The 26916-nt window shown below is 71.6% G+C and carries 27 protein-coding genes and 2 pseudogenes; 17 read left to right on the top strand and 12 right to left on the bottom strand.

Annotated elements, in window-relative coordinates:
* Positions 1 to 376, top strand: a pseudogene (locus tag E1284_RS43175) (NYN domain-containing protein); the annotation flags it as partial.
* 80 nt (positions 377 to 456) lie between these two features.
* Entirely contained in the window at positions 457 to 1104 is a 648-nt protein-coding gene (locus tag E1284_RS20545) for a tetratricopeptide repeat protein (RefSeq protein ID WP_243714618.1), read from the top strand.
* 1 nt (position 1105) lies between these two features.
* Here the strand turns inward: E1284_RS20545 and E1284_RS20540 are convergent, their stop codons facing one another.
* Positions 1106 to 1630, bottom strand: a complete 525-nt coding sequence (locus E1284_RS20540) for a lipase family protein (RefSeq protein WP_131941277.1) — start codon at positions 1628 to 1630, stop codon at positions 1106 to 1108.
* Positions 1631 to 1687: 57 nt separating this feature from the next.
* Here E1284_RS20540 and pyrE point away from each other — a divergent pair, with 57 nt between their 5' ends.
* Positions 1688 to 2224, top strand: coding sequence for an orotate phosphoribosyltransferase (pyrE, locus tag E1284_RS20535; RefSeq protein ID WP_131941275.1), 537 nt, complete (start codon positions 1688 to 1690; stop codon positions 2222 to 2224).
* A 26-nt stretch (positions 2225 to 2250) separates the two neighbouring features.
* Here pyrE and E1284_RS20530 read toward each other — a convergent pair whose 3' ends face one another.
* Both E1284_RS20530 and E1284_RS20525 read right to left on the bottom strand, forming a co-directional pair.
* Positions 2251 to 2664 (bottom strand): RodZ domain-containing protein, encoded by a 414-nt coding sequence (locus E1284_RS20530; RefSeq protein ID WP_243714619.1) that lies wholly within the window; start codon positions 2662 to 2664, stop codon positions 2251 to 2253.
* 69 nt (positions 2665 to 2733) lie between these two features.
* A complete protein-coding gene (locus tag E1284_RS20525) occupies positions 2734 to 3459 on the bottom strand; it encodes a DedA family protein (RefSeq protein ID WP_131941271.1) in 726 nt (241 codons plus the stop codon).
* Positions 3460 to 3631: 172 nt separating this feature from the next.
* Between E1284_RS20525 and fbaA the strand changes: the two genes are divergently transcribed.
* The 4 genes and pseudogenes from fbaA to E1284_RS20500 all read left to right on the top strand — a co-directional run bounded on the left by fbaA (position 3632) and on the right by E1284_RS20500 (position 6460).
* Complete coding sequence (gene fbaA / locus E1284_RS20520; RefSeq protein ID WP_131941269.1) at positions 3632 to 4654, top strand: class II fructose-bisphosphate aldolase; 1023 nt, start codon at positions 3632 to 3634, stop codon at positions 4652 to 4654.
* A gap of 75 nt (positions 4655 to 4729) precedes the next feature.
* Complete coding sequence (locus E1284_RS20515) at positions 4730 to 5179, top strand: winged helix-turn-helix transcriptional regulator (protein ID WP_207923862.1); 450 nt, start codon at positions 4730 to 4732, stop codon at positions 5177 to 5179.
* Positions 5180 to 5707: 528 nt separating this feature from the next.
* Positions 5708 to 5803 (top strand): annotated as a pseudogene (locus E1284_RS44070) (DUF6596 domain-containing protein); the annotation flags it as partial.
* Between the two features lie 141 nt (positions 5804 to 5944).
* Positions 5945 to 6460: a GNAT family N-acetyltransferase gene (locus E1284_RS20500; protein ID WP_131941265.1), complete on the top strand. Its 516-nt coding sequence runs from the start codon at positions 5945 to 5947 to the stop codon at positions 6458 to 6460.
* A gap of 3 nt (positions 6461 to 6463) precedes the next feature.
* Here E1284_RS20500 and E1284_RS20495 read toward each other — a convergent pair whose 3' ends face one another.
* The gene (locus E1284_RS20495) at positions 6464 to 7258 is read right to left on the bottom strand and encodes an SAM-dependent methyltransferase (protein ID WP_131941263.1); all 795 of its coding nucleotides are present in this window, start codon (positions 7256 to 7258) and stop codon (positions 6464 to 6466) included.
* A 199-nt stretch (positions 7259 to 7457) separates the two neighbouring features.
* Between E1284_RS20495 and E1284_RS20490 the strand changes: the two genes are divergently transcribed.
* The gene (locus tag E1284_RS20490; protein ID WP_131941261.1) at positions 7458 to 8324 is read left to right on the top strand and encodes a hypothetical protein; all 867 of its coding nucleotides are present in this window, start codon (positions 7458 to 7460) and stop codon (positions 8322 to 8324) included.
* 101 nt (positions 8325 to 8425) lie between these two features.
* On the top strand, positions 8426 to 8848 hold the full coding sequence (locus tag E1284_RS20485; protein WP_207923860.1) for a DUF3151 domain-containing protein: 423 nt from the start codon (positions 8426 to 8428) through the stop codon (positions 8846 to 8848).
* Here the strand turns inward: E1284_RS20485 and E1284_RS20480 are convergent.
* The gene (locus E1284_RS20480; protein WP_131941257.1) at positions 8835 to 10256 is read right to left on the bottom strand and encodes an FAD/NAD(P)-binding protein; all 1422 of its coding nucleotides are present in this window, start codon (positions 10254 to 10256) and stop codon (positions 8835 to 8837) included. The two genes, E1284_RS20485 and E1284_RS20480, sit on opposite strands and share 14 nt — an antisense overlap.
* A 121-nt stretch (positions 10257 to 10377) precedes the next feature.
* Between E1284_RS20480 and E1284_RS20475 the strand changes: the two genes are divergently transcribed.
* The 3 genes from E1284_RS20475 to E1284_RS20465 all read left to right on the top strand — a co-directional run bounded on the left by E1284_RS20475 (position 10378) and on the right by E1284_RS20465 (position 13136).
* Positions 10378 to 10932 carry a hypothetical protein gene (locus E1284_RS20475; protein WP_131941255.1) on the top strand — a complete coding sequence of 185 codons (555 nt, stop codon included), beginning with the start codon at positions 10378 to 10380 and terminating at the stop codon, positions 10930 to 10932.
* A 63-nt stretch (positions 10933 to 10995) separates the two neighbouring features.
* A complete protein-coding gene (locus E1284_RS20470) occupies positions 10996 to 12279 on the top strand; it encodes an adenylosuccinate synthase (protein WP_131941253.1) in 1284 nt (427 codons plus the stop codon).
* 44 nt (positions 12280 to 12323) lie between these two features.
* On the top strand, positions 12324 to 13136 hold the full coding sequence (locus E1284_RS20465) for a glycerophosphodiester phosphodiesterase family protein (protein WP_131941251.1): 813 nt from the start codon (positions 12324 to 12326) through the stop codon (positions 13134 to 13136).
* Here the strand turns inward: E1284_RS20465 and E1284_RS20460 are convergent, their stop codons facing one another.
* Positions 13137 to 14222 carry a magnesium and cobalt transport protein CorA gene (locus tag E1284_RS20460; protein ID WP_131941249.1) on the bottom strand — a complete coding sequence of 362 codons (1086 nt, stop codon included), beginning with the start codon at positions 14220 to 14222 and terminating at the stop codon, positions 13137 to 13139. It abuts the gene before it with no gap.
* A 368-nt stretch (positions 14223 to 14590) separates the two neighbouring features.
* Here E1284_RS20460 and purD point away from each other — a divergent pair, with 368 nt between their 5' ends.
* The 5 genes from purD to E1284_RS20435 all read left to right on the top strand — a co-directional run bounded on the left by purD (position 14591) and on the right by E1284_RS20435 (position 21835).
* Positions 14591 to 15826, top strand: coding sequence for a phosphoribosylamine--glycine ligase (gene purD, locus E1284_RS20455; RefSeq protein WP_131941247.1), 1236 nt, complete (start codon positions 14591 to 14593; stop codon positions 15824 to 15826).
* Between the two features lie 220 nt (positions 15827 to 16046).
* On the top strand, positions 16047 to 17357 hold the full coding sequence (gene purB, locus E1284_RS20450; protein WP_131941245.1) for an adenylosuccinate lyase: 1311 nt from the start codon (positions 16047 to 16049) through the stop codon (positions 17355 to 17357).
* A gap of 20 nt (positions 17358 to 17377) precedes the next feature.
* Positions 17378 to 18160 carry an MOSC domain-containing protein gene (locus E1284_RS20445; protein ID WP_131941243.1) on the top strand — a complete coding sequence of 261 codons (783 nt, stop codon included), beginning with the start codon at positions 17378 to 17380 and terminating at the stop codon, positions 18158 to 18160.
* A 349-nt stretch (positions 18161 to 18509) separates the two neighbouring features.
* A complete protein-coding gene (murA, locus tag E1284_RS20440; protein ID WP_131941278.1) occupies positions 18510 to 19796 on the top strand; it encodes a UDP-N-acetylglucosamine 1-carboxyvinyltransferase in 1287 nt (428 codons plus the stop codon).
* Positions 19797 to 20506: 710 nt separating this feature from the next.
* Positions 20507 to 21835 carry a transcriptional regulator gene (locus E1284_RS20435; protein ID WP_131941241.1) on the top strand — a complete coding sequence of 443 codons (1329 nt, stop codon included), beginning with the start codon at positions 20507 to 20509 and terminating at the stop codon, positions 21833 to 21835.
* Positions 21836 to 21911: 76 nt separating this feature from the next.
* Here E1284_RS20435 and E1284_RS20430 read toward each other — a convergent pair whose 3' ends face one another.
* The 6 genes from E1284_RS20430 to E1284_RS20405 all read right to left on the bottom strand — a co-directional run bounded on the left by E1284_RS20430 (position 21912) and on the right by E1284_RS20405 (position 26882).
* The gene (locus tag E1284_RS20430) at positions 21912 to 22328 is read right to left on the bottom strand and encodes a CBS domain-containing protein (RefSeq protein ID WP_131941239.1); all 417 of its coding nucleotides are present in this window, start codon (positions 22326 to 22328) and stop codon (positions 21912 to 21914) included.
* A gap of 196 nt (positions 22329 to 22524) precedes the next feature.
* Positions 22525 to 23604: a histidinol-phosphate transaminase gene (gene hisC, locus E1284_RS20425; RefSeq protein WP_131941237.1), complete on the bottom strand. Its 1080-nt coding sequence runs from the start codon at positions 23602 to 23604 to the stop codon at positions 22525 to 22527.
* Between the two features lie 79 nt (positions 23605 to 23683).
* Entirely contained in the window at positions 23684 to 24358 is a 675-nt protein-coding gene (locus E1284_RS20420) for an NUDIX hydrolase (RefSeq protein ID WP_131941235.1), read from the bottom strand.
* Between the two features lie 76 nt (positions 24359 to 24434).
* Positions 24435 to 25775 (bottom strand): SPFH domain-containing protein, encoded by a 1341-nt coding sequence (locus tag E1284_RS20415; RefSeq protein ID WP_131941234.1) that lies wholly within the window; start codon positions 25773 to 25775, stop codon positions 24435 to 24437.
* A 114-nt stretch (positions 25776 to 25889) separates the two neighbouring features.
* On the bottom strand, positions 25890 to 26072 hold the full coding sequence (locus E1284_RS20410) for a hypothetical protein (protein WP_131941232.1): 183 nt from the start codon (positions 26070 to 26072) through the stop codon (positions 25890 to 25892).
* A 114-nt stretch (positions 26073 to 26186) separates the two neighbouring features.
* On the bottom strand, positions 26187 to 26882 hold the full coding sequence (locus E1284_RS20405; protein WP_131941230.1) for a hypothetical protein: 696 nt from the start codon (positions 26880 to 26882) through the stop codon (positions 26187 to 26189).
* Positions 26883 to 26916: the final 34 nt, after the last annotated feature.

Here is a 26916-nt window from a genome sequence, read left to right as displayed (position 1 = left end):
GTACGGCACCTCGCCCGTCCCGGCCCCGTCCCCGCCACCGCCCCCGCAGACGCTGCCCCCGCAGCAGGGCGGCCGGCACGGCCCCTACACTGGGCCGCAGCAGGTGTCGCCCGTCCCGGCGCAGAACACCCCGACCCTCTCGGACGCGGTCAAGGCCGCGCACCAGGAGGGGCAGGACTTCGGCGAGTCCGTCGCCCGGGACGCGCCCGCGCTGTGGCTGGAGGCCGTCCTCGCCCGCAAGCCGCGCATGCCGTCCGACCTGGAGGCGCGGCTGCTGCAGGGGTCGTCGCTGCCGATCGACTTCCTGCTGCACGACGAGGTGCGGCACGCGCTGCGCCGCGGATTCTGGGACGCGCTAGAACGTTCCCGCAGGTGAGCTGAGAGTTACGCGCCGGTATTCCACGATCATCGTCGATTCGCCCGCTTCGGCCGGGCGCCGCCGGGTAGCGTTGAGGCGTGACGCATGTGACGGAAGACGATCTCGACGACCTGGAGTTCGACACCCTGCGCACCGGCGATCACATCTCGGCGGCCCGCCGGCTGTCCGAGCTGGCCGAGTCGGTCTCCGGTGGGGTGTCGCGCGCCAACGTCCTGCTGCGCGCGGGTGAGCAGTACCAGCACGCCGGCGACCACGGCCGGGCCGCCGAGTTGTACCGCAGGGCCATGGAGGACGGCGGCGAGACCTACGGCGACCCGCGCGCCTACCTCGCCGACGCGCTGTTCGAGCTGGGCGATGCCGACGAGGCACGCACGCTCCTCGACCAGATCCGCGCCGACAGCCCCCGCGACCCCGAGGTGTACCGCGCCGTCGCCGAGGTGCTGTACGCCCAGGGCGACGCGACCGGCGCTCACGAATGGGCCACGAGCGGCGCCGACGTGGTCCTCGCCCTCCGCGACCGCGCCGTCGGCACCGGCATGGGCGGCGGCCCCGACGAGGCCCCCGCGCCCAACGCCGACTCCCTCACCCCGGGCCCGGACGACGTCGCCATCGCCGAAGACAGCCTCGAGGCCCTCCTCCGCCTGCGCTACCGCGCTCGGGTCGACCTCGGCCGCGGCGAAGACGACTACGACGCCCTCCTGGACGACCTCCTCAAGAACGCCTGAGTCAGAGTTCCGCGATCAGTTCGCTCAGGGATTGGGCGACCGTCGCCGGGGGCTCGTGGTCGGTCACCCGCCAGCCCCGCAGCCGCGCCTCCCTGAGGGCCTCATCGTGGTCGGACGAGGCCGAGCGGTCCGCATGTGTGCGGAGGTAACCGCAGGGCGCCTCCGGCCAATCTGGGGCCATGGGGAGGGCATCCTCGGGCGCTCCGTGGTCGTGTTGGCCGCGGCGCGGCAGATCGGCGTCGACGAACACGAATCCCGCGACCGGGCGGTGGGCCGCGCGCTGGGCGAGGGAGATGCCCGGCAGGAGCGGCCCGGCGGCGCCGTGCGCGCCGAGGACGAGCGGCACGACCGGGTCCGTCGCGGTGATGATCAGCGAGACGCGGGCGATGTAGCGGGGGCCGGTCGCGTCCGGGACGTCCGGCGCCACGACGTCCAGACCGTACGAGCGGAGCATCTCGGGCAGATCGCCCCAGGAGGCCGCGGTGGCGCCGGGGGCGTGCAGCAGGACGACGGTTCCGGGGATCACCCACCGAACCTACACGGCACCCGCCGCCCGCCGGCGCGGGGTCAATAGGCTCTACCCGTGAGCGATCGTGACGAGCTGTTGCAGCAGATCAAGGACAAGGCCGTCGTGCACGGCGACTTCGTGCTGTCGTCCGGGAAGCGGGCGTCCTGGTACGTGGACCTGCGCCGCGTGACGCTGGACGGCGCCGCCGCGCCGCTGGTGGGGCGGGTCATGCTGGACGAGACGGCCGGCCTCGACTACGACGCCGTCGGCGGGCTCACGCTCGGGGCCGACCCGGTGGCGACCGCGATGCTGCACGCGGCCGCGGCGCGCGGCCGGGCGCTGGACGCGTTCGTCGTCCGCAAGGCGGGCAAGGCGCACGGGCTGCAGCGCCGCATCGAGGGCCCGGACGTCAAGGGCCGCCGCGTCCTCGCCGTGGAGGACACCTCGACGACGGGCGGGTCCGTCCTGACCGCGGTGGAGGCGCTGCGGGAGGCGGGCGCGGAGGTCGTGGCGGTCGCGACGATCCTGGAGCGCGGCGCCGCCGGGCGCATCGCGGAGGAGGGGCTCGTCTACCGCCACCCCTACGACGTGTCCGATCTCGGGCTGGGCTAGGGGTTGCGGGCGCGGCGAGTGGCCGGTCAGCCCTTGGCCTTGACGAGCCACTCGCCGCGCTGGCCGGCGGGCTTCGGCGGCTGCTCCTTGCCATAGATGACGACCGTGAGCGAGCCGCCGTTGGCGGCGACGACCTGCAGCGGCGCCTGGTCGTACTTCAGCGTGGTCCCGGTGTTCAGCGTGGTGTTGGTGAGCACCGTGCCGGCCGTGTCGGCGATGCGGACGACCACGTTCGTCGGCTGGCCGGTCACGCTGATCACGAGGGGCACGTCGGTGGCCGGCGTGGTCTTCTCGTTGCTGCTCGGGGACGTTCTGCCGCCATCGCCGTCGTTCTTGGACGGCGAGGCGGCCGTCGCCGGTCCCTTCTGGTCCGGTTCGCCCGTGATCGCGTTGACCAGGGCCATGCCGCCCACGACGAGGAGGGCCAAGGCGGCCACCACGGCCAAAGCCGCGATCAGTATGCGCGCGAGACCCCTAGGGTCCGACCGATGACGTCCCACATGGGGAGGTTAGCGATAACTGTCACCGCTGAGCGACGGACGTGACTCTTCGGGACCATTCTTATTCGGACCACGGTCCGCTTTACGCCCCTTCAGGACCTCCCGGATGATCGGGATGACCGACAGGACGAGGATCACCGCGACCCCCGGAAGGATGTACTTCTCGACGTCGGGGACCTCGGAGCCGAGGAAGTGGCCCAGCAGGAACAGGGCGTCCGTCCAGAGGATGCCGCCGATGGCGTTCCAGATGAAGAACCTCTTGGCGTCCATGCCGAGCATGCCGGCGAGCGGGTTCAGGAACGTCCGCACGATCGGGATGAACCGGGCCAGCACCACGGCCTTCGCGGGGCCGAACCGGTTGAAGTAGTACTCGGCCTTCTCCACCCACTCCTGCTTGAAGATGCGGGAGTCGGGCCGGTCGAAGAGCTTGCGGCCGTATCTGGCGCCGAGCCAGTGGCCGAGCTGGGCGCCGGCGATCGCCGCGATCGGGCCGCCGACGAGCAGCCAGGGCAGCGAGAGCGGCTGGAACTCCTGGCCGTTGATCGTCGAGACCGCCGTGAGGATCCCCGCCGTGAAGAGCAGCGAGTCGCCCGGCAGTATGCAGCCGAAGAGCAGCCCGGTCTCCGCGAAGATGATGGCGAGCACGCCGATCGTCGCGAACGTGCCGAAGAGCTGCAGCCATGCCGCCGGGTGCAGCCACTCTGTGATGTTCAGGGGAAGGGTCGTGAGATCCACACCGCGAGCGTACCTTTCATCGCACTCCGAATACGCGGGATACTGAGGGCGGACGGCATGCCCGACCCGGAAAGCGTGTGACCAGGGCAGTGACCTGGGTACACGAACGTCCGGGTGCTACCGCCCGGCCCAGCTGCCCGGCGGCACCGCTGCGTATGAAAGGACGCTGACAATGCCCATCGCAACGCCCGAGGTCTACGCGGAGATGCTCGACCGTGCGAAGCAGGACGGCTTCGCCTTCCCCGCGATCAACGTGACGTCCAGCCAGACGCTGAACGCCGCGCTGCGCGGCTTCGCCGAGGCCGAGAGCGACGGGATCGTGCAGGTGTCCACCGGCGGAGCCGAGTACCTGTCCGGCTCCACGGTGAAGGACATGGTCGTCGGCGCGACCGCGCTCGCCGAGTACGCCCGGGTCGTGGCCGCCGAGTACCCGGTGAACATCGCCCTGCACACCGACCACTGCCCGAAGGACAAGCTGGACGGCTTCATGCGTCCGCTGATCAAGATCTCCCAGGAGCGGGTGGCGCGCGGCGAGGAGCCGCTGTTCCAGTCGCACATGTGGGACGGGTCCGCCGTCGAGCTCCACGAGAACCTCGACATCGCCGCCGAGCTGCTCGACCAGTGCGCCAAGGCGCGGATCATCATGGAGATGGAGATCGGCGTCGTCGGCGGCGAGGAGGACGGCGTCGCCAACGAGATCAACGAGAAGCTGTACACGACGCCGGGCGACGCGCTCGCGACCGCCGAGGCCGTCGGCGTGGGCGAGAAGGGCCGCTACATCCTCGCCGCGACGTTCGGCAACGTGCACGGCGTCTACAAGCCGGGCTCGGTCAAGCTGCGTCCCGAGGTGCTCAAGGAGATCCAGGACGCGGTCGGCGCCGAATACGGCAAGGAGAAGCCGTTCGACCTGGTGTTCCACGGCGGCTCGGGCTCCTCGCTGGAGGAGATCCGCGAGGCCGTCTCCTACGGCGTCGTCAAGATGAACATCGACACCGACACCCAGTACGCGTTCACCCGCCCGGTCGCGGAGCACATGTTCCGCAACTACGACGGCGTCCTGAAGGTGGACGGCGAGGTCGGCAACAAGAAGCAGTACGACCCGCGCTCGTGGGGCAAGGCCGCCGAGGCCGCCATGGCCGCCCGCATCGTCGAGGCCGCCGAGAACCTCCAGTCCGCCGGCAAGAAGCTCAAGTAGCACACCGCGAGACGACGGCCCCGGGGGATGTCCCCTGGGGCCGTTGTTTCACGAAACTCGGGTAGTGTCGGGTATGTGGCACTACCCCGCACGTACGAGTCACAGAACTGCTCGGTCGCCCGCTCCCTGGAGGTCGTCGGCGACCGGTGGACGATGCTGGTGATCCGCAGCGCCTTCCAGGGGGTGCGGCGCTTCGACGACTTCCAGGACGTCCTCGGCGTGGCCCGCAACGTCCTCACCGACCGGCTGAACCGGCTGTGCGACGAGGGCATCATGCGCCGCGTCCCGTACCAGCAGCGCCCGGAGCGCTTCGAGTACCGGCTCACCCGCAAGGGCGTCGAGCTGTGGCCGGCGGTCATGACCCTGCTGATGTGGGGCGACCGCCACTACGCCCCCGACGGGCCGCCGCTGATCATCGGCCACCGCGGCTGCGACGGCGCGCTGACCCCCGAGTTCACCTGCGATTCCTGCGGCGCGCACCTCGGCCCGTCCGACGTGGCCCCCCGCCCCGGCCCGTCCGCCTGACCGGGATGTAGAAATCCCCGCCCTCTGGTCCGCCCTAAGCACGAGGTGCCAGTCCGGGTACATCACCGTGCGCCGGTGCGACGGCGCGGAGAGGGGCGGAGCCATGGGACGACCAGTGGTGCATTTCGAGATCATCGGGGCCGACCCGGTGCGGCTGCAGGGCTACTACGGGGAGCTGTTCGGCTGGGACCCGCGGACCGGCGACGCGGTCAGCGAGGAGGTCTCCCAGCCCGGCGTGTACGGGTTCGTCGACGGCGCCACGACCGGCGACGGCGACGGCATCAACGGCGGCATCGGCGGCGGTGCGGGCCACCGGCCGAACGTGCTGTTCTACGTCGGCGTCCCGGACGTCGAGGAGGCCCTCGCGAAGGCCGAGGGCCTCGGTGGAGGTGCGCCCGATCATGAGCAGGAACGGCGAGGAGATGTGACGGGCGGCGGTGACGTCGAGGACCTGCTGCGCCGGCTGGCGCCGCGGGCGCGGACCTGCAGCGCCCCGATCCGGCGGCTGAGGCGATCCGGCTGGCCCGCATGCTCCGCCGTGCGCTGCCCGGCGATGGCGAGGTCACCGGCCTGCTGGCGCTGATGCTGCTGACCGACGCGCGGCGGGCGGCGCGCACCCGGCCCGACGGGGGCCTGGTCCCGCTCGCCGAGCGGGACCGCGGCCGGTGGGACGCACCTCGACGAACGGGTGGCGCGCCTCGACGCCGGATAGCGGCGAGCGAGAATGAGTTGCTTCACGAAACCTTTTGCGGTCCAATGGGTTGTATGAAGCAACTGACTGCGCCCGGTGCCGCGCACGTCGACGAGCTGCGGATCCGGCCGTACGGGATCACCGACGGGCCGCGCGTCCGCCGGATGTCGGACCGGTTGTCGGCCGCCAGCCTCTACACGCGCTTCTTCTCCGGGACGCCCCGCATCCCCGACCACTACGTCGGCCTGCTGGAGGGCCTCGACCACTGGGACCGCGAGGCCCTGGTCGGCCTGGACGGCGACGAGATCGTCGGCATCGCCGAGTACATCCGCGACCGCGCGCGGCCCTGGCGGGCCGACCTCGCCGTCCTCATCACCGACCCGTGGCAGCACCGGGGCCTCGGCAGCGCCCTGGTCGGCTACCTCTCCGAACTGGCCGCGCGGCGGGGCGTCACCGAGTTCGACGCGGACGTCATCCTCGAAAACCGGGGAGGGCTCCAGTTCGTCCGGCGCGGCTGGCCGTCCGCACGCTCGACCCTGGACGGCGGCGCGGCCCACTTCACCCTGCCCCTCGCCGCCGGCCGGGCGTGACCCCTACGGCTTGCGCGCGACGCCGCCGTAGAGGCCGACCTGCTCGGGCGGGACGACCGGCCCCTCGGGACGCCAGGCCGTGATGTAGCCCAGGCCGGGGTCGACCGGCTCGAAGCCCGTGAAGAAGCGTTCGATGTCCGCAGGGGCCCGGAAGGCCATCTGAGTGGTGGGGGCCTGCCTGGTGAACTCGTCGGCGATGCCCGTCACGCCCTCCGGGTCGGCTTCGGGGGTGCCGTGGGATATGACGAGGTACGAACCCGGCGCAAGCCGTTCGACCAGTCTCGCGACGATGCCGTGCACGTCGTCCTCGTCCGGGACGAAGTGGAGGACCGCCACCAGGAGCAGTGCCACCGGCTCGTCGAAGTCAAGGGTGCGGGTGGCGTGCTCCAGGATCGCGCCGGGCTCGCGAAGGTCGGCGTCCACGTAGTCGGTGGCGCCCTCAGGCGTGCTCGTGAGCAGCGCACGCGCGTGCGCGAGCACCAGGGGGTCGTTGTCCGCGTACACGATCCGCGAGGCGGGAGCGACCCGCTGAGCCACGTTGTGGACGTTCTCCTGCGTCGGCAGGCCCGTCCCGATGTCCAGGAACTGCCGGATGCCCGCCTCGCCGGCCAGGTACCGCACGGCCCGGCCGAGGAACGCGCGGTTCTGGCGGGCGACCAGCCGCGCGCTGGGCATGATCTTCAGGAGTCCCTCGGCGGCCTTCCGGTCCACCTCGTAGTTGTCCTTGCCGCCGAGCATGACGTCGTAGACGCGCGCGGGGCTCGGGACGGACGTGTCGATTCCCTCCGGCTTGATCATCAAATGATGGTAATCGCAAGCCCTCGACGGGGCGGGGGGACGCAAACAGCCGTTACTGGCCGGTAGCGGCCGCCGGACGGCACTGGCGGCACCCCAAAGGATCTTGAAATCGGGGAAAGCGGATCTTTACAGTGCGAGCTGGTTGGAACGTTCTCATGCGCCGCGATCGGCGCGACCGCCAGAAAGGCGCCCCCACCCCATGAAGCTGTCATCCCCCCGTGCCCGGCTGCGGCACCTGCTCCGGTCCGCCCGCCTGCTGTCCGCCCTCGCGCTGGCCGTCCCGGCCCTCGTCGCCCTCGGCGCCGCGCCCGCGGCCGCCGCCCCCGGCGAGAACGCGCCCGTCGAGTTCGACTTCGGCGACTGCCCGGACCAGCTGCCCGTCGGCGCCGACCCCGCCAACTGGCAGTGCGCGGTCATCGTCCTCGGCGGCGGCACCATGAAGCTCGGCTCGATGACGCAGCAGATCACCGAGCCGATCTCGATCACCATGCAGGGCGGCTTCGACCCCGCGACCTCCGAGCCCATCAACATCTTCGTGAGCATGCGGTCGAAGGCGATGACCGTGCCGGACGGCGCGCTCGGCATCCCCGGGACGGGATCCCTCCCGCTGCTCGGCCTGAGCGTCAAGACCAAGTACGTCGGCAACTTCCGCCTGTACACCACCGAGCAGGGGCAGTACGCCTCCACGATGGACATGAGGATCAAGCTCAAGAACGACCTGCTCGGCGACAACTGCTACATCGGCTCCAAGAAGGCGCCGGTCTCGCTGAACCTCGTCGGCGACGACAGCTCGGTCGAGTGGTTCGACAACGCCATCGCCATGAAGATGAACGACACGACGTTCTCCGTGCCCGCCAGCAGTTGCGGGCTCCTCGGCTGGCTCGTCGACTTCCGCGCCGGGCTGCCGTCGGCGTCCGGCAACAACGCGGCGAACTTCCAGATGTACCTGACGAGCAAGAGCTACACCGAGCTGTTCCCGGCCATGCGGACCCAGGCCAGGACGGCCGGCTCGACGGCACCGAAGCTGACGGACCTGGTCGCGTCCCTGTTCGGATCCCGCAAGTAGCACTCGGCGCGCGCGGGCGGGCCATCTCCCGGGGCGCGCCCGCGCAGTGGTCCGATGGGGCCGCGCCCCGGGTTGTCGGCCGCCCGCCGGTGCTGCTTACGATGGCCCGCATGACCCAGAACCTGCTCGGCGGCCCTCCTCCGACCGAACTCCCGGACAACACCGAAGCCCGGACGGCCTTGGAGAACGGCGTCGACCCGTTCGAAGTCGCCGCGCGCCATCCGGACTACCCGGGCGCGTGGGCCGAGTTGGCCGACCGTGCCTTCGCCAACGGCTCGGTCATCGACTCCTACGCGTTCGCCCGCACCGGCTACCATCGCGGCCTCGACCAGCTGCGGCGGGCCGGGTGGAAGGGCCACGGGCCCGTCCCCTGGGAGCACGAGGCCAACCGGGGATTCCTGCGCGCCCTGCACGCCCTCGGCCGCGCCGCCGCCGCCATCGGCGAGGACGACGAGGCCGAGCGCTGCAAGGCGTTCCTGCGCGACAGCAGCCCCACCGCCGCCGACACCCTCAACGGGGGCTGAGCGAGCGGGCCGCCCGGTGCGCCTGGGCCGCCACGCCCGGGATGCCGGACACGAGGAACGGGCCTCCGCCGGCCAGGTCACCGACCACGAGCAGGCGCGGATCGGGCCGGTCGCCGATGAGGAGCCGGCCCGTGCCGGGGTCGGCCGCGAGGCCGCCGTCCGGGTCCTGCGCGGCGCCCTGCGCCAGGAGGGACGAGGCGAGCGCCTCGGCCGCCGGAGGGATCGCGTGCGGCGGCGGGTTGATCGCGTTGATCACGGCGTCGGCGGTGCGGACGCCCGCCGCGTGCGTGATCCGGAACCGGCCGCCGGCCTCGATCTTCTCGATCCCCGGCAGCGCCTCCAGCGTCCCCGCCTCGAACAGCTCCAGGAGCACGGCCGCGTTGCGGGGCACCATTGGCGAGGCCAGGCCGGTGACCGTCCGGTAGTGGCGGGTGCGGAGCCGCTCCCGCTCGGTCGCCGGAAGCAGCCGCCACGCGAGCGGACCGGCGGTGTGCGCGGCCTCCTGCACGATGCGGCGGCCGAGCTGCGGCGCGTCCACCATGGCGAGCTGCTCCCGCAGGTTCGCGGCGGGGTCCCGCCGCATCGACGCGGTGATCCAGGCGGCGAGCCCGTCCCAGCTCTCACCGTGTTCCGCCAGTTCCGTGCGGATCAGGTCGCCGAACCCGGTCAAGGTGACCGGGCCGTCCAGGGACCGCAGCCGCTCGGGCGTCAGGTGCCGGATGCCCGTCTCGGCGAGACGCTGCCATACGAACGGAAGCGTGCCGCTCCGCGACACCAGGCTGATCCGGCCGGTGTGTCCGCGCGCGGCCAGCGAAACGACGATGTCGACGGCGGCCAGGCCGCCGCCGAGGACGGCCACGTCCCGCCTGGACGGGATGCCGGCGAGGGTCCGCTCCAGCGGGTACGGGTCGGCGGTGAAGCCGGGCGCGCCCGCCAGCCCGTAGAGGTCGCGGGGCGTGCCGCCTCCGACGCACAGGACGACCCGGTCGGCGGTGCGGGTCCGGCCGTCCGCCGTTCGGACGACCGGGCGACCATCGAGGGACACACCGGTCACGGCGGATGCGACGACCTCTGTCTCGGCGAAACGGGCGAGCGCGGCCTCGGCGGTGTCCGCCAGGTACCGCCCGTAGACGGCGCGCGGCGGGATCGGGCTGCCGAGGCGCTCGTCGGCGTAGGTCACCGGCCGCCCGTCCAGCCACTGCGCGTAGTGCCCCCGGTTCCCGAACCGGATCGACATGATCTCCGGCGGGGCGTTGACCAGGACGGAGTCCAGGTCGGGCTGGTAGGGGCGGCCACGCCACGGCGAAGCCGACGGATCGAACACGGTGACGGAGCGCACGTCCGAAGGGTCGAGGGCGTCCAGCAGCGCCACGGCCGCCGCGCCCGCCCCGATGATCGCGATGTCCATGCCGCCGAGCCTCGCCGCCCGGCCCCGGCGGCCCCATCCCGCGAGCCGGGGGATCCGCCCGCACCGGAATCCCCCATCTGCGGGGGTACGGCCGCGCCGCACCGCGGGCAGACTGGCGACCATGACCGACCGACGGGAACGGCGGGCCCTCCTCGACGGGGCCGCACGCGCGCGGGACGCGTCGGACCTCTTCGCCGCCGCCTCGGCGGGGCTCGGCCGGCTGGTCGGCTTCCAGGCGGCGGCCTGGTCGGCCACCGACCCCGAGACCGGGCTCGTCACCGCGCCGATGCGGGTGGAGAACCTGGGGCGCGGCGAGGACTGCTTCGCCTACTGGGAGTGCGCGCTCCTGGAGGAGACCGTGCTGCCGTTCCGCGAGCTCGCCCGCGCCGCCGTCCCGGCCGCCGGGCTGGTGGCGAGCACGGACGGGCTGCCCGCGCGCAGCGCCCAGTTCCGCAAGCTCCTCGGCCGCCAGGGCGTCGGGGACGAGCTCCGCGCCGTGCTGCGGACCGGCGGACGGCCCTGGGGCGTCGTCAGCCTGTTCCGCGAGAAGGGCCGGAAGCCGTTCGGCCCGGCGGAGGTCTCCCTGGTCGCCGGGCTCTCCGCGCCGGGGGCGGTGACCAGCGGGCGGGGAACCCGCCTCCGGTTTCCTTGCCGCCGCGGTACGGGTACGCTTTGATCGCAAGAGGCCCCTTCGACGCTTGCGGCGACCGGGGCCTTCGTCGTGGGAAGGGAAAGTGGCATGCCCGCCATCGTTCTTGTCGGTGCCCAGTGGGGAGATGAGGGCAAGGGCAAGGCAACAGACCTGCTCGGCGGGGACGTCGACTACGTCGTCCGCTACCAGGGCGGCAACAACGCCGGCCACACGGTGGTCATCGGCGACAAGAGCTACGCGCTGCACCTGCTGCCGTCCGGGGTGCTGTCGCCCGACGTCGTCCCGGTGATCGGCAACGGCGTGGTGATCGACCCGGCCGTCCTGCTGCAGGAGATCGACGGGCTGCGGGACCGCGGGATCTCCTGCGAGCGGCTGCTGATCTCGGCGAACGCGCACCTGATCATGCCCCACCACCGCGCCCTCGACAAGGTCACCGAGCGGTACCTCGGCAAGGCCCGGATCGGCACCACCGGCCGCGGCATCGGTCCCACCTACGCCGACAAGATCAACCGGATGGGCGTCCGCGTCCAGGACCTGTTCGACCCGAACATCCTCACGCAGAAGCTGGACCTCTCCCTCCGGGAGAAGAACCAGGTGCTCACCAAGGTCTACAACCGGCGGCGCATCGAGACGGGCCCGATCGTCCAGGAGTACCTGGCCTACGGCGAGCGCCTGAAGCCGTTCGTGGCCGACACGACCCTCGTCCTGAACAAGGCCCTGGACGACGGCAAGGTCGTCCTGCTGGAGGGCGCCCAGGGCACCCTGCTGGACATCGACCACGGCACCTACCCGTTCGTGACGTCGTCCAGCCCCACCGCCGGCGGCGCGTGCGCGGGCTCCGGCGTCGGCCCCACGAAGATCACCCGCGTGATCGGCATCCTGAAGGCGTACACGACCCGGGTGGGCTCGGGCCCGTTCCCGACCGAACTGCTGGACGAGCAGGGCGAGTACCTGCGCAAGACCGGCGGCGAGTACGGCGTCACGACGGGCCGCGACCGGCGCTGCGGCTGGTTCGACGCCGTCATCGCCCGCTACGCGACCCGCGTCAACGGCATCACCGACTACTTCCTGACGAAGCTGGACGTCCTGTCCGGTCTGGAGCGGGTGCCGGTGTGCGTCGCCTACGACATCGACGGTGAGCGCGTGGACGAGCTCCCCACCACCCAGACCGAGTTCCACCACGCCAAGCCGATCCTGGAGTACCTTGACGGCTGGCGCGAGGACATCACCGGCGCCAAGAAGTTCGAGGACCTCCCGGCCAACGCGCAGGCGTACGTCCGGGCCCTTGAGGAGATGTCCGGCGCCCAGATCTCCGCCATCGGCGTCGGCCCCGGCCGCGACCAGACCCTCTCCCTTCGCTCTCTTGTTTGACATTGTTCACCGCACGTTCGGTAACGGACGGTAGCGTGCGTGCGGTGATCCCTATCGTCGAGGTGCACGGGCACCGGGGCGCACGCGGCCTCCGCCCGGAGAACACCCTCCCCGGCTTCGCCCACGCGCTCGACCTGGGCGTGGACGCCATCGAACTGGACGTGGGCCTGTCGGCGGACGGCACGGTCGTCCTGAACCACGACCAGGTCCTCTCGCCGAGGAACCTCGCGGACACCGGCCCCGCCCAGCCCGACGACCCCGACTTCCCCTACGTGGGAAAGCCGATCCGCGAACTGACCCTCGCCCAACTCCGCACGGTGGACGCCGGGGGCGGCGCGGGCATCCCCACCTTGGCCGAGGCATGCGCCCTCCTGGCCCCAGCCGACGTGACCCTCTCCGTAGAACTCAAGACCGACCCCACGTGGACGGACGAGGAAACAGCCCTCTTCACCGCCGCTGTAGTGGACGTCCTCAAGACGTACGGCCTTACCCGCAGGGCCCGCCTCCTGGCCTTCGACTGGCGCATCCTCGCCGAAGCCCGGCGCCACTACCCGGACCTCGGCCGCGTGGCCCTCATCGAGCGCAAGACCCTCGTCCCGGACTCCCCTTGGCTCGCGGGCCTCTCTCCGGACGACCCGGTGGCCGCCGCAGTGGCGATCGGTGCGACGGCCCTCTCCCCCGAGCACGCCGTCACCACCCCCGAACTGGTGGACGAAGCCCACACCTTCGCCCTCCCCGTCATCGTCTGGACGGTCAACGACCCCGGGGACATGGCCCGCTTCATCGACTACCGCGCGGACGCGATCGTCACCGACTACCCCGACCGCCTCCAGAGCCTCCTGGCCGCCGCGGTCTGACTACAGCCAGCCGTTGCGGCGGAAGCCCCGGTAGAGGGACAGGCAGGCGAGGGCGATGACACCGAGGATCATCGGGTAGCCGAACTGCCACTGGGTCTCGGGCATGTGCTTGAAGTTCATGCCGTAGACCCCCGCTATCGCGGTGGGGACCATGAAGATGGCGCCCCAGGCGGAGATCTTGCGCATGTCCTTGTTGTCGGCGACGGTGACCTGGGTCATGTGCGCCTGGAGGATCGGGTTGAGGAGTTCGTCGTAGGACTCGACCTGCTCGCGGACGCGGGTGAGGTGGTCCTCGACGTCGCGCAGGTACTCCTTTATCTCGGCCGGGACGAAGCGGCGGCCGGACAGGTTGCGCAGCGGGCCGGCGAGCGGGCCGACGGCGCGCTTGAGCTGGATGACCTCGCGCTTGAGGCGGTAGATGCGGCGGGACTCGTCGGTGCGCTCAGGGGAGAAGACGGCCTCTTCGACCTCGTCGATGTCCTCCATGACGGCGTTGGCGACGCCGACGTAGCCGTCCACGACGCGGTCGGCGACGGCGTGCAGGACGGCGGCCGGGCCGAGGGCGAGGCGGGCCGGGTCCCGCTCCAGGTCGCGGCGGACGACGCCGAGTTCGCCGTGCGAGCCGTGCCGGACGGTGACGACGAAGTCGGGCCCGCAGAACAGCATGATCTCGCCGGTGACGACGACCTCCGCGCCGCCCGGCTCGCTCGGCACGTAACCGACGGTCTTCATCACGACGAAGTGGACGTCGTCGTAGCGCTCCAGCTTCGGCCGCTGGTGGGCGTGGATCGCGTCCTCGACGGCGAGCGGGTGCAGGCCGAAGACCTCGGCGATGTCGGCGAGTTCGGTGGCGGACGGCTCGTGGAGGCCGACCCATACGAATCCGGCGCTGTCGCCGTCCGTCACGAGGCGGCCGTCGCGGATGAGGCGGACGGCGTCGGCGACGGTGCCGGTGCAGACGCGGTGGCCGTCGATGTAGGCGGCCCAGTCGATGACGGCGGAATCGCGGTTCGGAGCCTGCACGCCATTGGGGCGGCCGCGCGTCTTGAACAGCGCGCGGCCCGGGCGGACTCGTGTCATGGCCATGAGGTGCTCCTAACCCGCCGGCCACGCACGTAGCGCGCGCTCAACCCAGGCTGGTCAGCGAAGGGAGCGCGCGAGCACGGTGGCCGGACGCCAGATGGAGGCGGACGGAAGGGCAGTCCTGTGCGGACTGTGAGGGTTCTCCGGCGAACTGCAAGGATCACCAGGACTCATCCCGACCACCTCCTTTCACGCACCTCGACACCGGGCGGTCAAGCCCGCTGCAGCTTACCAGCCGACATTTAGGACGCCGCCCATAACGGCGAGGTTCACCCATCCCGCTGTGACGGTCGCCTCACTCGCCTGGTCCCCCGTCACGGCGGCGCCCGCGAGCGTCATTCCCCGCACGGCGATCTGTAAGCTCGCGTCACGTGCGAGTACTCGTCCTTGGATCGGGTGGCCGCGAGCACGCGCTCGCCCGCGCCCTGCACCGCGACCCTGCCGTCACCGCCCTCCACTGCGCCCCGGGCAACCCGGGCACGGCCGAGATCGCGGCCAACCACCAGCTCGACCCGTGCGACCCGACGGCGGTGACGGAGCTGGCCGGGCGGCTGCGCGCCGACCTCGTCGTCATCGGCCCGGAGGCCGTGCTGGTCGCGGGCGTCGGCGACGCCCTGCGCACGGCCGGCGTCCCGTGCTTCGGCCCGGACCGCGCCGCCGCCCGCATCGAGGCGTCCAAGGCGTTCGCGAAGGAGATCATGGCGGCGGCCGGCGTCCCGACCGCCGACGCCCGGGTCTGCGACACGACCGCGCAGGCCGAGGAGGCGCTCGACGCCTTCGGCCCGCCCTACGTCGTGAAGGACGACGGCCTGGCCGCCGGCAAGGGCGTCATCGTCACCGAGGACCGCGCCATCGCCTCGCAGCACGCCGCCGCCTGCGGCCGCGTCGTGATCGAGGAGTTCCTGGACGGCCCCGAGGTCTCCCTGTTCGCGCTGTGCGACGGCCAGAGCGCCGTCCCGCTCCTCCCGGCCCAGGACTTCAAGCGCGCCTACGACGACGACGCCGGGCCCAACACGGGCGGAATGGGCGCCTACACGCCGCTGCCCTGGATCTCCGCCGACCTCGTGGACGAGGTCATGTCCACGGTCGTCCAGCCGGCCGTGGACGAACTCCGCCGCCGCGAGATCCCCTACGTGGGCACCCTGTACGCGGGTCTGGCGCTGACGTCCAAGGGCGTTCGCGTGGTCGAGTTCAACGCGCGTTTCGGCGACCCCGAGACCCAGGTCGTCCTCGACCGTCTCGCGACCCCGCTCGCCAAGCTGCTGCAAGCGTGCGCGATCGGCGCCCTGGACCCCGGCTTCCGCCCCGAATGGCACCCGGGTTCGGCCGTGACGGTCGTCCTGGCCGCCGAGGGCTACCCGGCCGCGCCGGTGAAGGGCGACGAGATCACCGGACTGGAGGAGGCGTCCAAGGTGGACGGCGCCTACGTCCTGCACGCGGGCACGAAGCTGGGCGCCGAGGGCCGCCTCATAGCCAACGGCGGCCGCGTGCTGAACGTCGTCGGCACGGGCCCCGACCTCACCACCGCCCGCGCAAGGGCCTACGAGGCCGTCTCAAGAATCACTCTCCGCGGCTCCCACCACCGCACCGACATCGCCAGGCTGTAGTCCGCAGACCGCACCCGCATCAGCCGCCACCGCCACCGCCACCACGCGACGACCTGAACCGTCGCGATCGCGTCCGAAGGCAGGTTTCGAGCGAAGCAAGAAACCTGATCGCGCAGCGACCCGTCAAGGCGAGTTCGGAGCGATGCAGCGATCGCACCGCGTTTCTCGACGATGGAGGGCCGCCAGGGCCCGAAGGAGGAGAGAAAGGCATAATGAGCAGGTGATCGAGCGGTACACACTTCCGGAGATGGGGCGCGTCTGGAGCGACGCGCACAAGTACGAGCTGTGGTGCCAGGTGGAGGTCCTCGTCGTCGAGGCCCACGCCGAGGCCGGCACGATCCCGCCGGAGGTGGTGGAGCCGGTGCGCAAGGCGCCGCCGCCGACGCCGGAGGCGGTGCACGAGATCGAGGCGGTCACGCAGCACGACGTGATCGCCTTCCTGTCGGCGTGGGCCGACAACACCGAGCCGCGCGAGGCGGCCCGGTACGTGCACTTCGGGATGACGTCGTCCGACCTGCTGGACACCGCGCTCGCGCTCCAGCTCGTCGAGGCGACCGACATCCTGCTGGAGAAGGCCGACACGCTCGTCGCGACGCTGCGCGACCACGCGCTGGAGCACAGCTCGACGCTGCGGGTCGGGCGCACGCACGGCATCCACGGCGAGCCGGACGTCTGGGGCCACCGGGTCGCCGACTTCGCGTTCGCCATGGCCCGCTCCCGCGACCGGCTGCGCCGCGCCCGCGAGGCCGTCGGCGTCATGGCGATCTCGGGCGCCGTCGGGACGTACTCCAACATCGACCCCGCGATCGAGCTGCACGTCGCGCGCAAGCTGGGCCTGAAGTCGGCGGACGTGTCGACGCAGGTCGTCATGCGGGACGGCATCGGCGAGTGGGTGTCCGCGCTGGCGATCATGGCGACGGTGTGCGAGGCGATCGCACTGGAGGTGCGGCACGGGCAGCGCACCGAGGTCCGCGAGCTGTGGGAGCCGTTCGGGAAGGGCCAGAAGGGCTCGTCGGCGATGCCGCACAAGAAGAACCCGATCATCTCCGAGCGGCTCGCCGGGATGGCGCGGATCGTGCGGGCGCAGATCGTCCCCGTGCTGGAGGGCATCCCGCTGTGGCACGAGCGCGACATCTCGCACTCGTCCACCGAGCGGATCGCGCTGCCGGACGCGTCCATCGCGCTCGACTACATGCTGAACCTGACGAACCGCCTCATGTCCGGGCTCGTCGTGGACGAGGCGCGCATGAAGGAGAACCTGGAGTCGACCGGCGGCCTGATCTACACCTCGACCGTGCTGCTGGAACTGGTCGAGGCGGGCATGTCGCGCGACGACGAGGCGTACCCGCTCGTCCAGAAGGCCGCGATGGAGACCTGGGAGACGGGCACGCCGTTCCGCGAGACGCTGCGCAAGCACGCCGCCGAAGCGGGACTGGCCTTGGACGAGAAGCGCCTGGACGAGGTATGCCGTCCGGAACGCTTCGTCGAGCGGCTGGGCCCGGTGTTCGACCGGCTCGGCGCGCTCAGCTGAGAAGACCGAGGAGTGGGGCCTTGCACGGGACCCTGACCGAGCTGAACGCCTACCCGCTCAAGAGCGGCGGCGGGACCGCGCTGCGCAGCGCCGCGCTGACGCCGCGCGGGCTGCCGTTCGACCGCGAGTTCATGCTGGTCGGGCCCGGCGGCCGCTTCCTGTCGCAGCGGGAGTTCGCGCGGATGGCGCTGCTGCGTCCCTCCTACGACGGCGAGGTCCTCACGGTGCACGCGCCCGGTGCCGCGCCGCTCGTCCACAAGGCCGTGGACGACGGCGAGGTCCTGGACGTGTTCATCCAGCGGAAGGAGTGCCTGGGCGTCGACCAGGGCGAGGAGGCCGCCGCCTGGTTCCGCGAGCTGCTCGGCGACGACTGCCGGCTCGTCCGCTTCACCGGCCACCGGGCGACGTCCAGGGGCGGGGGCGAGGTGATGTTCGCGGACGGGTACCCGCTGCTGGTCATCTCCGCCGAGTCCCTGGCCGACCTCAACACGCGCCTGGACGCCCCTCTCCCGATGAACCGCTTCCGCCCGAGCCTCGTCCTCGAGGGCCTCGGCCCGTACGGCGAGGACGACGTGCGCCTGCTGCGCGTGGGCGACGCCGTCATCGAGATGGTGAAGCCGTGCTCGCGGTGCCTCATCACGACCACCGACCAGGAGACCGCCGAGCGCGGACGTGAGCCGCTCCGGACGCTCGCCACCTACCGCACCCGGGACCGCGGCATCCAGTTCGGCTACAACGCCGTCCCGCGCGCGCTGGGCACCCTCACGATCGGCGACGAGATCGAGATCCTCGAAGCCCGCTGAGAGCCCGCCGGGGGTCGTCGCGGCCGGCGGCGACCGGCCCGTTAACGTTCATATGGTGCCCGATTCGCCCATGAATGATCACGATAGCGGCCACCCGGCGGAGCCGCCGCCCCTAGGCTCACCTTGGGAAATTTCCTGGGGGAGTGCGAACCTTTTGCCCGCAGTGAAGGTCTCACCAAGCAGACTGACGCCAGCGTGGCGCGGGTCGGACGGCACATGTCCGGTCCGGTGGTTTACTGGGGTCGCGTTGGCGCAGAGGGGGGACACCGTTCGGCGCGCTCGGCCCTCGTGCTCCCACTTGATGGCAGGCACCTATCCCGCACCCGAGAAGGAGTTAGGCGGCATGAGCATGGGCCACGAGGTTCGTTACCGCGTGCGCGGCGGCAGGCAGCTGCACGGCACGGTGTTCATCCAGGGGGCGAAGAACGCCGTCCTGCCGATGATCGGTGCCTCGCTGATGGCCGCCAAGGGGCGCACGGTCCTGCGCAACGTCCCGATCATCGAGGACGTGCGGCGCGCGGTGGAGCTCGCGCGGGCCATCGGGGCCAAGGCCGAGCTGCACGAGACCGAGCGCACCCTGGTGATCGACGCGTCCTCGCTGAGCAGCCCCGTGCTGCCCGCCGACATCGCGTCCCGGTTCCGCGGCTCGTTCCTGTTCGTCCCGGCGCTGCTGCACCGGCTCGGCGAGGCCGTCATCGAGGGCGTCGGCGGCTGCAACCTCGGCAGCCGCAACCTGGACTTCCACTACAACGGCTTCAAGCGGATGGGCGCCACGGTCACCGAGCACGTGGCCGACAACGGCGACGGCATCATCCACATCAAGGCGGGCGACCTGCGCGGCGGGACGCTCTACTGCGACACCCCCTCGCACACCGGCACCGAGAACCTGATCATGGCGGCCGCGCTGGCCCGCGGCACCACGCTGATCAAGAACGCGGCGCTGGAGCCGGAGGTGCTGGACAACATCGCGATCCTGCAGGCGATGGGCGCCAAGATCAGCGGCGGCGGCACCGGGTTCATCACGGTCGAGGGCGTGGACGAGTTGACCGCCGTCGAGCACACCGTGATGCCCGACCGGATCGACGCCGGCGTGTTCGTGATGGCCGCGGGGATCACCGGCGGCGACCTCAGCCTCGTCGGCGCCTCGCTGGAGCACCTCGGCGTCGCCGCCGACAAGCTGGAGCAGATGGGCCTGGAGTTCCATCAGCAGGGGGCCGTGCTGCAGGTCCGCCGCGACCGGACGCTCCGCCCGATCAACGTCATCACCGACGAGTACCCGGGCTTCGCCACCGACCTGCAGTCGCCGATCATGGCGCTGTCCTGCCTCGCCGAGGGCCCGTCCTACATCTACGAGCGGATCTTCGACGGCCGCTTCAAGCTGGCCGGCGAGCTGGCGAAGATGGGCGCCGACATCGAGGTGGACGGCAACCGCGCGAAGGTGAACGGCCCGCGCGCGCTGCGCGGCGCCGAGGTCGAGGCGCACGACCTGCGCTGCGGCAGCGCGCTCGTCCTCGCGGGCCTCGCCGCCGAGGGCGAGACGACGATCACCTCGGCCTACTATCTCGACCGCGGGCACGCGCACACCGCCGAGCGGCTGTCGCAACTGGGCGCCGAGATCGTCCGCGAGGCCGACTAGGGCCGGACGGGCGGGGCCGCCGCCGCGAACGGCCGAATGTGGCCCCGTCCTGACCAACTCCGGGTTCGCACCTGACGGGGCGTGTAACGCCGCGGCGCGAAATCATGGAACCGAAGAGTCGCCAGCCCGCTACACACGGTCATGGCGTCCGTCCGGGCGGGCCGCCGAACCGGTCCGCTGACCTGGGAAGAATCCCCATGGAACGCTCCGGTTCGGACGGCCCGTAACGCGGAAAATAATCACCAGAGCTGATCATCCGGCCGTCCCGGACGTATCGTTCGTCTTTCCGCGCGGCCGACAGCGACACGTCCGGATTCCGGCCCGCAGGTAAACCAAACCGGTGCCCCAGGGGTCCTTCCTATGCGCGAGAGCGTCAGGAAGGGCCCCTAGCGGTGTTTTAGGGTCTTGCCTTTCAACTTCGGACATCCGAAGATGCTGGATCGAGGCTGCCCGATTGGTGACAAATTACTGACCAGGGGGTCGCGTAGGTTACTTTTTCGCCGCACTCTTGATTCGATTTCGCGTCTGGGCGTCACATCCGGTCGTCCTGACCCGATCTGCCAGCAGAGAGGCTCGGATCCGAAAGGCGGCCGGGTCAGAAGGCAGGGGCTTGACAGGGCCATGAGTCAACCGTTGGGCGAGACGTGCGCGAACAGGTGGCCGGGGCGGCGCCCCCGCCGAGAGGACGGACCGGAAGCGAGCGAGCATCGATGACGGCGGCACGAACGGGTTCGGTCACGCCCGATCTCACGATCGGCGTCGTGGGCCCCCACGACCTGGTGGAACGGGTCATGCTGATGGGCCACGGCCCGACCCCGGTACCGAGCCGGCTGGTGGCCGCCGCGTACCGGGACGAGCAGGAGGCGGCCGACAAGGTCGTCCGCCTCGGCTCGGGCGTCGACGTGTGCCTGTTCGCGAGCCCCGTCCCGTACGACTTCGCGCGCAAGGCCGGGGTGCTCACCATGCCCGCGACCTACGTGCCGCTGAACGGCGCCGCCCTCCAGGGCGCCCTTCTGCGGGCGTCGCTCGACGAGCGCTTCGACCCGTCCCGGGTCAGCATCGACGTGCTCGGCCGCGCCGAGGTCGAGGAGGCGTACTCCGAGATCAGCCTCGGCACCGAGCAGGTGCACCTGCGCGAGGAGGCCGCGGGCCCCGGCACCCTGGCCGCGTTCCACGAGCGCCTCTGGCGGCGGGGCGCGACGACCGTCGCGATGACGTGCGTGCACGCCACGGCCGAGCGCATGGAGATGGCGGGCGTCCCCACGATCCGCGTCCGCCCCACGGGTGCCGCGATCCGCAGCTCCCTGCAGACGGCGGCTCTGCTTGGCGCGCACCACCGCCTGGAGGAATCGCAGCTCGTCGTCGTCCTGGTGGACGTCCCGACCCTCCGCGAGACACCTCGCCGAGTAACGCCCCGCTACTGGCGGGACGAACTGAAACTCGCCCTGCACCGCGTCCTGCTCCAAGAGGCGCACCGCATGAACGCCTCCGTCTGGCCGTTGGACGACCACAGCTACCTGGTCATCGCGACACGCGGCTCTGTAACGGCGTCCACGGAGGGCTTCCGGACCCCGCCCTTCGTGGAACGCGTCCGCGAAGAACTGGGCCTGGCCATAGAGGTGGGCATCGGCATGGGCCGCACCGCCCACGAGGCCGAGAACCACGCCCGCGCCGCCCTCGCCCGCTCCCAGAGCTCCCAGCGCGCCCAGGGCTTCGCCCTGGACCGCGACGGCCGCGCCCTGGTCCCGGCCCCGCGCACACCCCCGCGAACGCAGCCGCAGGCCAAGCCGAAGGGCCTGGAGATCCTGGCCCGCCTGGCCGACAAGCTCGGCGACCAGGAACAACCCCTCATCGTGGACGCGGAGAACGCCGGCAAGATGCTCGGCGTGACCCCGCGCACGGCACGCCGCCTCCTGCGCACCCTCGTCGAAGAGGGCCTGGCCTGGCCGCTCCCCCCGAACCGCACGCCCCAACCGGGCCGCCCCCGCCAGCTCTACCGCTTGATCGTCGAGAAGCTGGGCCCCGCCAAGACCTCCTAGCGCGGTGTCCACCAACGTTCACCGAATGCGTTGACGGGTGACCCGGTCGTCCGGGCCTCGCGGGTCCGGCGGACGGTCAGCGGGCGCAGATGGCTTCGACGAACTGGCCGACGGCCTCCTCCGGCAGGCCGCGGGCCAGGTCCGCCTCGCTGATCATGCCGATCAGGCGGCGGTCGTCGAGGACGGGCAGCCGGCGGACCCGGTGCTCCTCCATCGTCTGGAGCACCGAGGCGACCTGCGCCCCGGCGTCCACGGTGACGGGCGCGCCCTGGGCGTACTCGCTCGCGGTGATGGTCTGCGGGTCGCCGCCCTCGGCCACGCATTTGATCACGATGTCGCGGTCGGTGAGGATGCCGCGGAGCCGGTCGTCCTCCCCGCAGATCGGCAGCGCACCGACGTCCAGGTCGCGCATCCGCTGCGCGGCGGAGGCAAGGGTCTCGTTCTCACCGATGCAGGTGGCACCGACGTGCATGATGTCTCGGGCCGTGGTCATGAGTTCCCCCCGTGGACTCTCGTGGCCAGCGTGTTTCCGGTGAATGCCCGTCGCTACCCGCCAGTCTGCATCGCCTCGCGGCGTCCCGAATAGGGGCGAAGGTCCCCAGATCCGCCGGTCACCCGGCGGATCCGGCCGGGCTGGACGGCACCGGACTGCGCGGCATCCCGAACGCCGGCAGGACCAAGGGGTGCCCCTAGTTGCGGTGGGGGAAGGACCTCGCGACGGCCAGGAAGGCGTCGTTCTCCTCGGGGGAGCCGATGGAGACCCGGGCGCCCTCGCCGTCGAACGGGCGGACGCTCACGCCCTGCACGTCGCAGGCGGCGGAGAACTCCATGGTGCGGTCGCCCAGGCGGAGCCAGACGAAGTTCGCCTCGGTCGGCGGGACCGTCCAGCCGTCGGCGAGGAGGGCGTCCCGGACGCGGTCGCGCTCCTTCACCGTGCCCTCGACGCGCTCCAGGAGTTCGTCGGTCGCCTGCAGGGACGCGACACCGGCGGCCTGGGCGACCGAGTTCACGCTGAACGGCAGGAAGGTCTTGCGGATGGCGCCCGCCACCTCCGGGTGGGCGACGAGGTAGCCGATGCGGAGGCCGGCGAGGCCGTAGGCCTTGGAGAACGTCCGGAGGACGGCGAGGTTCGGGCGGTCGCCGCGCAGGGTCAGGCCGTCCGGGACCTCGTCGTCGCGGATGTACTCGCGGTACGCCTCGTCCAGGACGACCAGGCAGTCGGCGGGGACGCGGTCGAGGAACGCCTCCAGCTCCGCGCGCCGGACGACCGTGCCCGTCGGGTTGTTCGGGTTGCAGACGAAGATCAGCCGCGTGTTCTCGGTGATCGCGTCGGCCATCGCCTCCAGGTCGTGGGTCTCGTCCTTCAGCGCCACCTGGACGCCCGTGGCGCCCGACAGCGACACGAGGAGCGGGTACGCCTCGAACGACCGCCACGCGTAGACGACCTCGGCGCCCGGCTCGGCGACCGCCTCCAGGAGCATCTGCGTCATCCCGACCGAGCCGCAGCCGACCGCGACGTGGTCGGCGGGGACGCCGCAGAAGCGGGCGATCTCCTCGGTCAGCGCCGTCGCGTTGTTGTCGGGGTAGCGGTTGATGTTGCGGGCCGCCTCGCCGATCGCGTCCACGACCGACGGCAGCGGGCCGTGCGGCGACTCGTTGGACGACAGCTTGTACGAGCGGCCCTCGGGTGACACCACGACCTTGCCGGGCTTGTAAGCCACGAACCGGTCGAGGACGGAGCGGAAGCGCGGAGTGGTTGCCTCGGACACCGTTGTCCTCCAGATCGCACAGGGGGTGATGACCCTTCAGCCTATTCACGCCGCCCGGTACGCGCGAGGTCGGCCCAGGTCAAGCCCGGGGGCGGAGCATGGGGGGGCGCAGTTGCTCGGCGTCGCCGCGCCGGTACAGGCGGGCGGGGCGGCCGCCGTCGCGCGTCGTGGTCCGGTCGGTGGGGATGAGGAAGCGGTCGGCGCCGGTGACCTTCCGGTGGAAGTTCCGCGGGTCCAGGCTGGTGCCCCACACGATCTCGTAGACGCGGCGCAGTTCCGCGACGGTGAACTCGGGCGGGCAGAACGCGGCGGCGAGCGAGGTGTACTCCAGCTTCGCCCGCGCGCGCTCCATCCCGTCCCGCAGGATCCGGCGGTGGTCGAACGCGGCCCGGTCGTGGTGGACGAGCTCGTCCACCGCCGTCCACAGCACCTGGGCGCGGCTGGACGCGGGCAGGTCGGGCGCCAGCCCCAGGTAGGCGACGCTCACCACCCGCTGCCGGGGGTCGCGGTCGGGGTAGCCGTAGGTCGCCAGCTGCTCCAGGTGGATCCGGACGTCCGCGAGCCCGGCCCGCTCCGCCATCAGCCGGGACGCGGCGACGGGCAGGTCCTCCTCCAGCTGGATGAACCCGCCCGGCAGCGACCACGCCCCGTCGTAGGGCGCCCGGTCCCGCCGCCACATCAGCGCGCACAGGCGCTGCTCCCGCACGGTGAGCACGACGAGATCGACGGAGACGGCGAGCCGGGGCACGGACATGCAACGAACTTAGCGGGACCGGCCGCCCCCTAACGCCAAGAAGGCCCGGCGGGGCCGGGCCTTCTTGGTTGCGGCGTCAGTCCTCCTTGGGGATCTCCACCGCGGGGACGGCCGGCGTCACGCCGTTGTGGCCGTTGGCGGCGGGCTGCGCGCCGTTCAGGTTGGCGAGCAGCTGGCGGGCGACGCCGAGGCCCGTGCCGCCGAGCGTGAGCGCCTTGGCGAGCATGTCCTCGATGCCTTCGGCGCCGTTGAGCACGACCATGTTGTCGACGTTGCCGAACACGCCCGCGCCGGCCTCGACGATCTGCGGCCACTGCTCGGCGAGCTGCTGCGCGATGACGGCGTCGGTGTTCTCGGCCAGCGCCTCCGCGCGGGCCTTGATCGCCTCGGCCTCCGCGAGGCCCTTCTGCCGGATCGCGTCCGCGTCGGCCTCACCGAGGATCCGGGTGGCCTCGGCCTGCCGCTCCGCCTTCAGCTGGATCTCCGTCGCGGCGGCCTGGGCCTGGGCGATGCGCTCCTCGCGCTCGGCCTCGGCCAGCTTCACCTGCTCGTACGCGCGCGCGTCCGCGGGCTTGCGGATCTCGCTCTCCAGGCGCTTCTCGGTGCGCTCGGCCTCCAGCTCGGCGTTGCGGGTCTCCTTGAGGATGACCTCCTGCCGGGCCTGCTGCGCGGCCTGCTGCACCTGGCCCTCGTACTCGGCCTTCTTCATCTCGGTGTCGCGGATGACCGCGGCGTTCTGCCGCTCGGTCTCCTGCTCGCGCTCGGTGGCCTCCTGGTTGCGCTCGGCCTCGGCGATGCGGGCCGCTGCGGCGACCTTGGCGGCGTGCGGGCGGCCCAGGTTGGCGATGTAATCGGTCTCGTCGTCGATCTCCTGGATCTGCAGGGAGTCGACGACCAGGCCGAGCTTGCTCATCTCGTCGGCCGCGGAGCTGCGCGTCTCGGACGTCAGCCGCTCCCGGTTGAGGATCAGGTCCTCGACGGTGAGGTTGCCGATGATGGAGCGCAGGTGGCCGGTGAACAGCTCGTGGATCGTGTTGTCCATGGACGACTGCTGCTCAAGGAACCGCCGCGCCGCGTTGGCGATCGAGACCAGGTCGTCCCCGACCTTGTAGATGACCACGCCGCGCACCTTGACCGGGATGCCCTGCTGCGTCACGCAGTTGACCTCGAGGTTGGCGGCGCGGCTGTCGAGCTGCAGCCGGCGCGACACCTGGAAGCCGGGCAGGACGGACGTCCCCTTGCCGGTCACGATCTTGAATCCGAGGCTGTCCACGCCGTCGATCGGCTTGGACTTGGCGCCGAGCCCGGAGATGATCAGAGCCTCGTTCGGCTCGGCGACCCGCCAGACCATCTTGAACAAAATGATCAATACGATGATGGCGACGACCACGCCGATCGCCACGGCGAGCACGGGCATGCGGCCTCCTGTTCACATATCGGTGCGGTCGGCCCACGGGCCCGCCCGCGTTTCCCCTCAGACGCACGGTGAGGCCTTCCGGTTCTTCTCCGGGATGGCCTCTTTGTGCCAGTTCTACTGGGGCAGCGCCGGCGCCACGTACACCGTCCGGGGCGGGTGGTGCTCGACGACCACGACGATCGTGCCGACGCCGATCTCGTCCTGCGGGTTCACGGGGTGCGCGTAGAACGCCTCGACACCGCCCCTGATGGGGATCATGACCTCCCCGACGAGCCCCGGCCCGATCCGGCCGGTCACCCGGCCCTCCTTACCGATCAAGGACACCCCCGCTGGGAACGACGCGCCCGGGACGTACGTCCCGTGTAAGGCGAACCGTATCCGGTGGCCGAGACCGTCCGCGAGCCGCGTGACTCACGGCAGGACGCGCTCCGCTTGTGCACGCGCCTCGCGGGCGAGGCGCTCGGCGTCCTCGCGGGTGACGGCCGGGCCGAAGACGGTGACGGTGGCGAGGTAGTGGCGGCCGCGGAAGACGACGTACCAGGTGCGGCTCCGGGCGCCGCCGCTGGTCGTGGACACCCCGACGGTGCGGGACCCCTCGCCGATCTCGCCCTTCGGCGCCTCCACCACGCGGTGCTCCGCCCAGTTCGAGCCGATCTTGGTGCGGAACTTCAGGCAGCCGGACGGGACGCGCGCGTTGACCTGCTTCTCGGCGTCGGCGGCGGACATCCCCATGAGCGTCTCGGTGGCGGTCTGCCCGGCGCCGCCGGTGAACGAGACGAGCGCCGCCGGGACGTCGCCGGCCACGGTGCCGCCCGGGCGGTCCGTCCCGCAGCGCGGCTTGTCGAGGGTCGCCTCGCGCTGCAGCCGGGCGGCGTTCTGGATGGCCTTCAGCGACCCGTACTCCCCCGAATCGGGCTCCCCGGCCCGCCGGTAGCCGGGCGCCCCGGTGAGCAGCGCCTGCGCGAGCTGGTCGGAGGTGTACCCGATGCCCGCCACCTCCGCCCGGGCGGTCCCGCGCACCTCCCGCGCACGCTCACCGCCGCCACCGCACGCACTGGCGGCAGCGGCCGTCACCAACAGGACGATCGGGAAGAACCTGGACGCCATGGCCGCGACCCTACGGCCCCGCCCCCCGCACGAC

The organism is Actinomadura bangladeshensis, assembly GCF_004348335.1.
Lineage (GTDB): Bacteria > Actinomycetota > Actinomycetes > Streptosporangiales > Streptosporangiaceae > Spirillospora > Spirillospora bangladeshensis.
The sequence above is the reverse complement of the archived record's forward strand: the minus strand, read 5'-3'. Positions and strand labels throughout refer to the sequence as shown.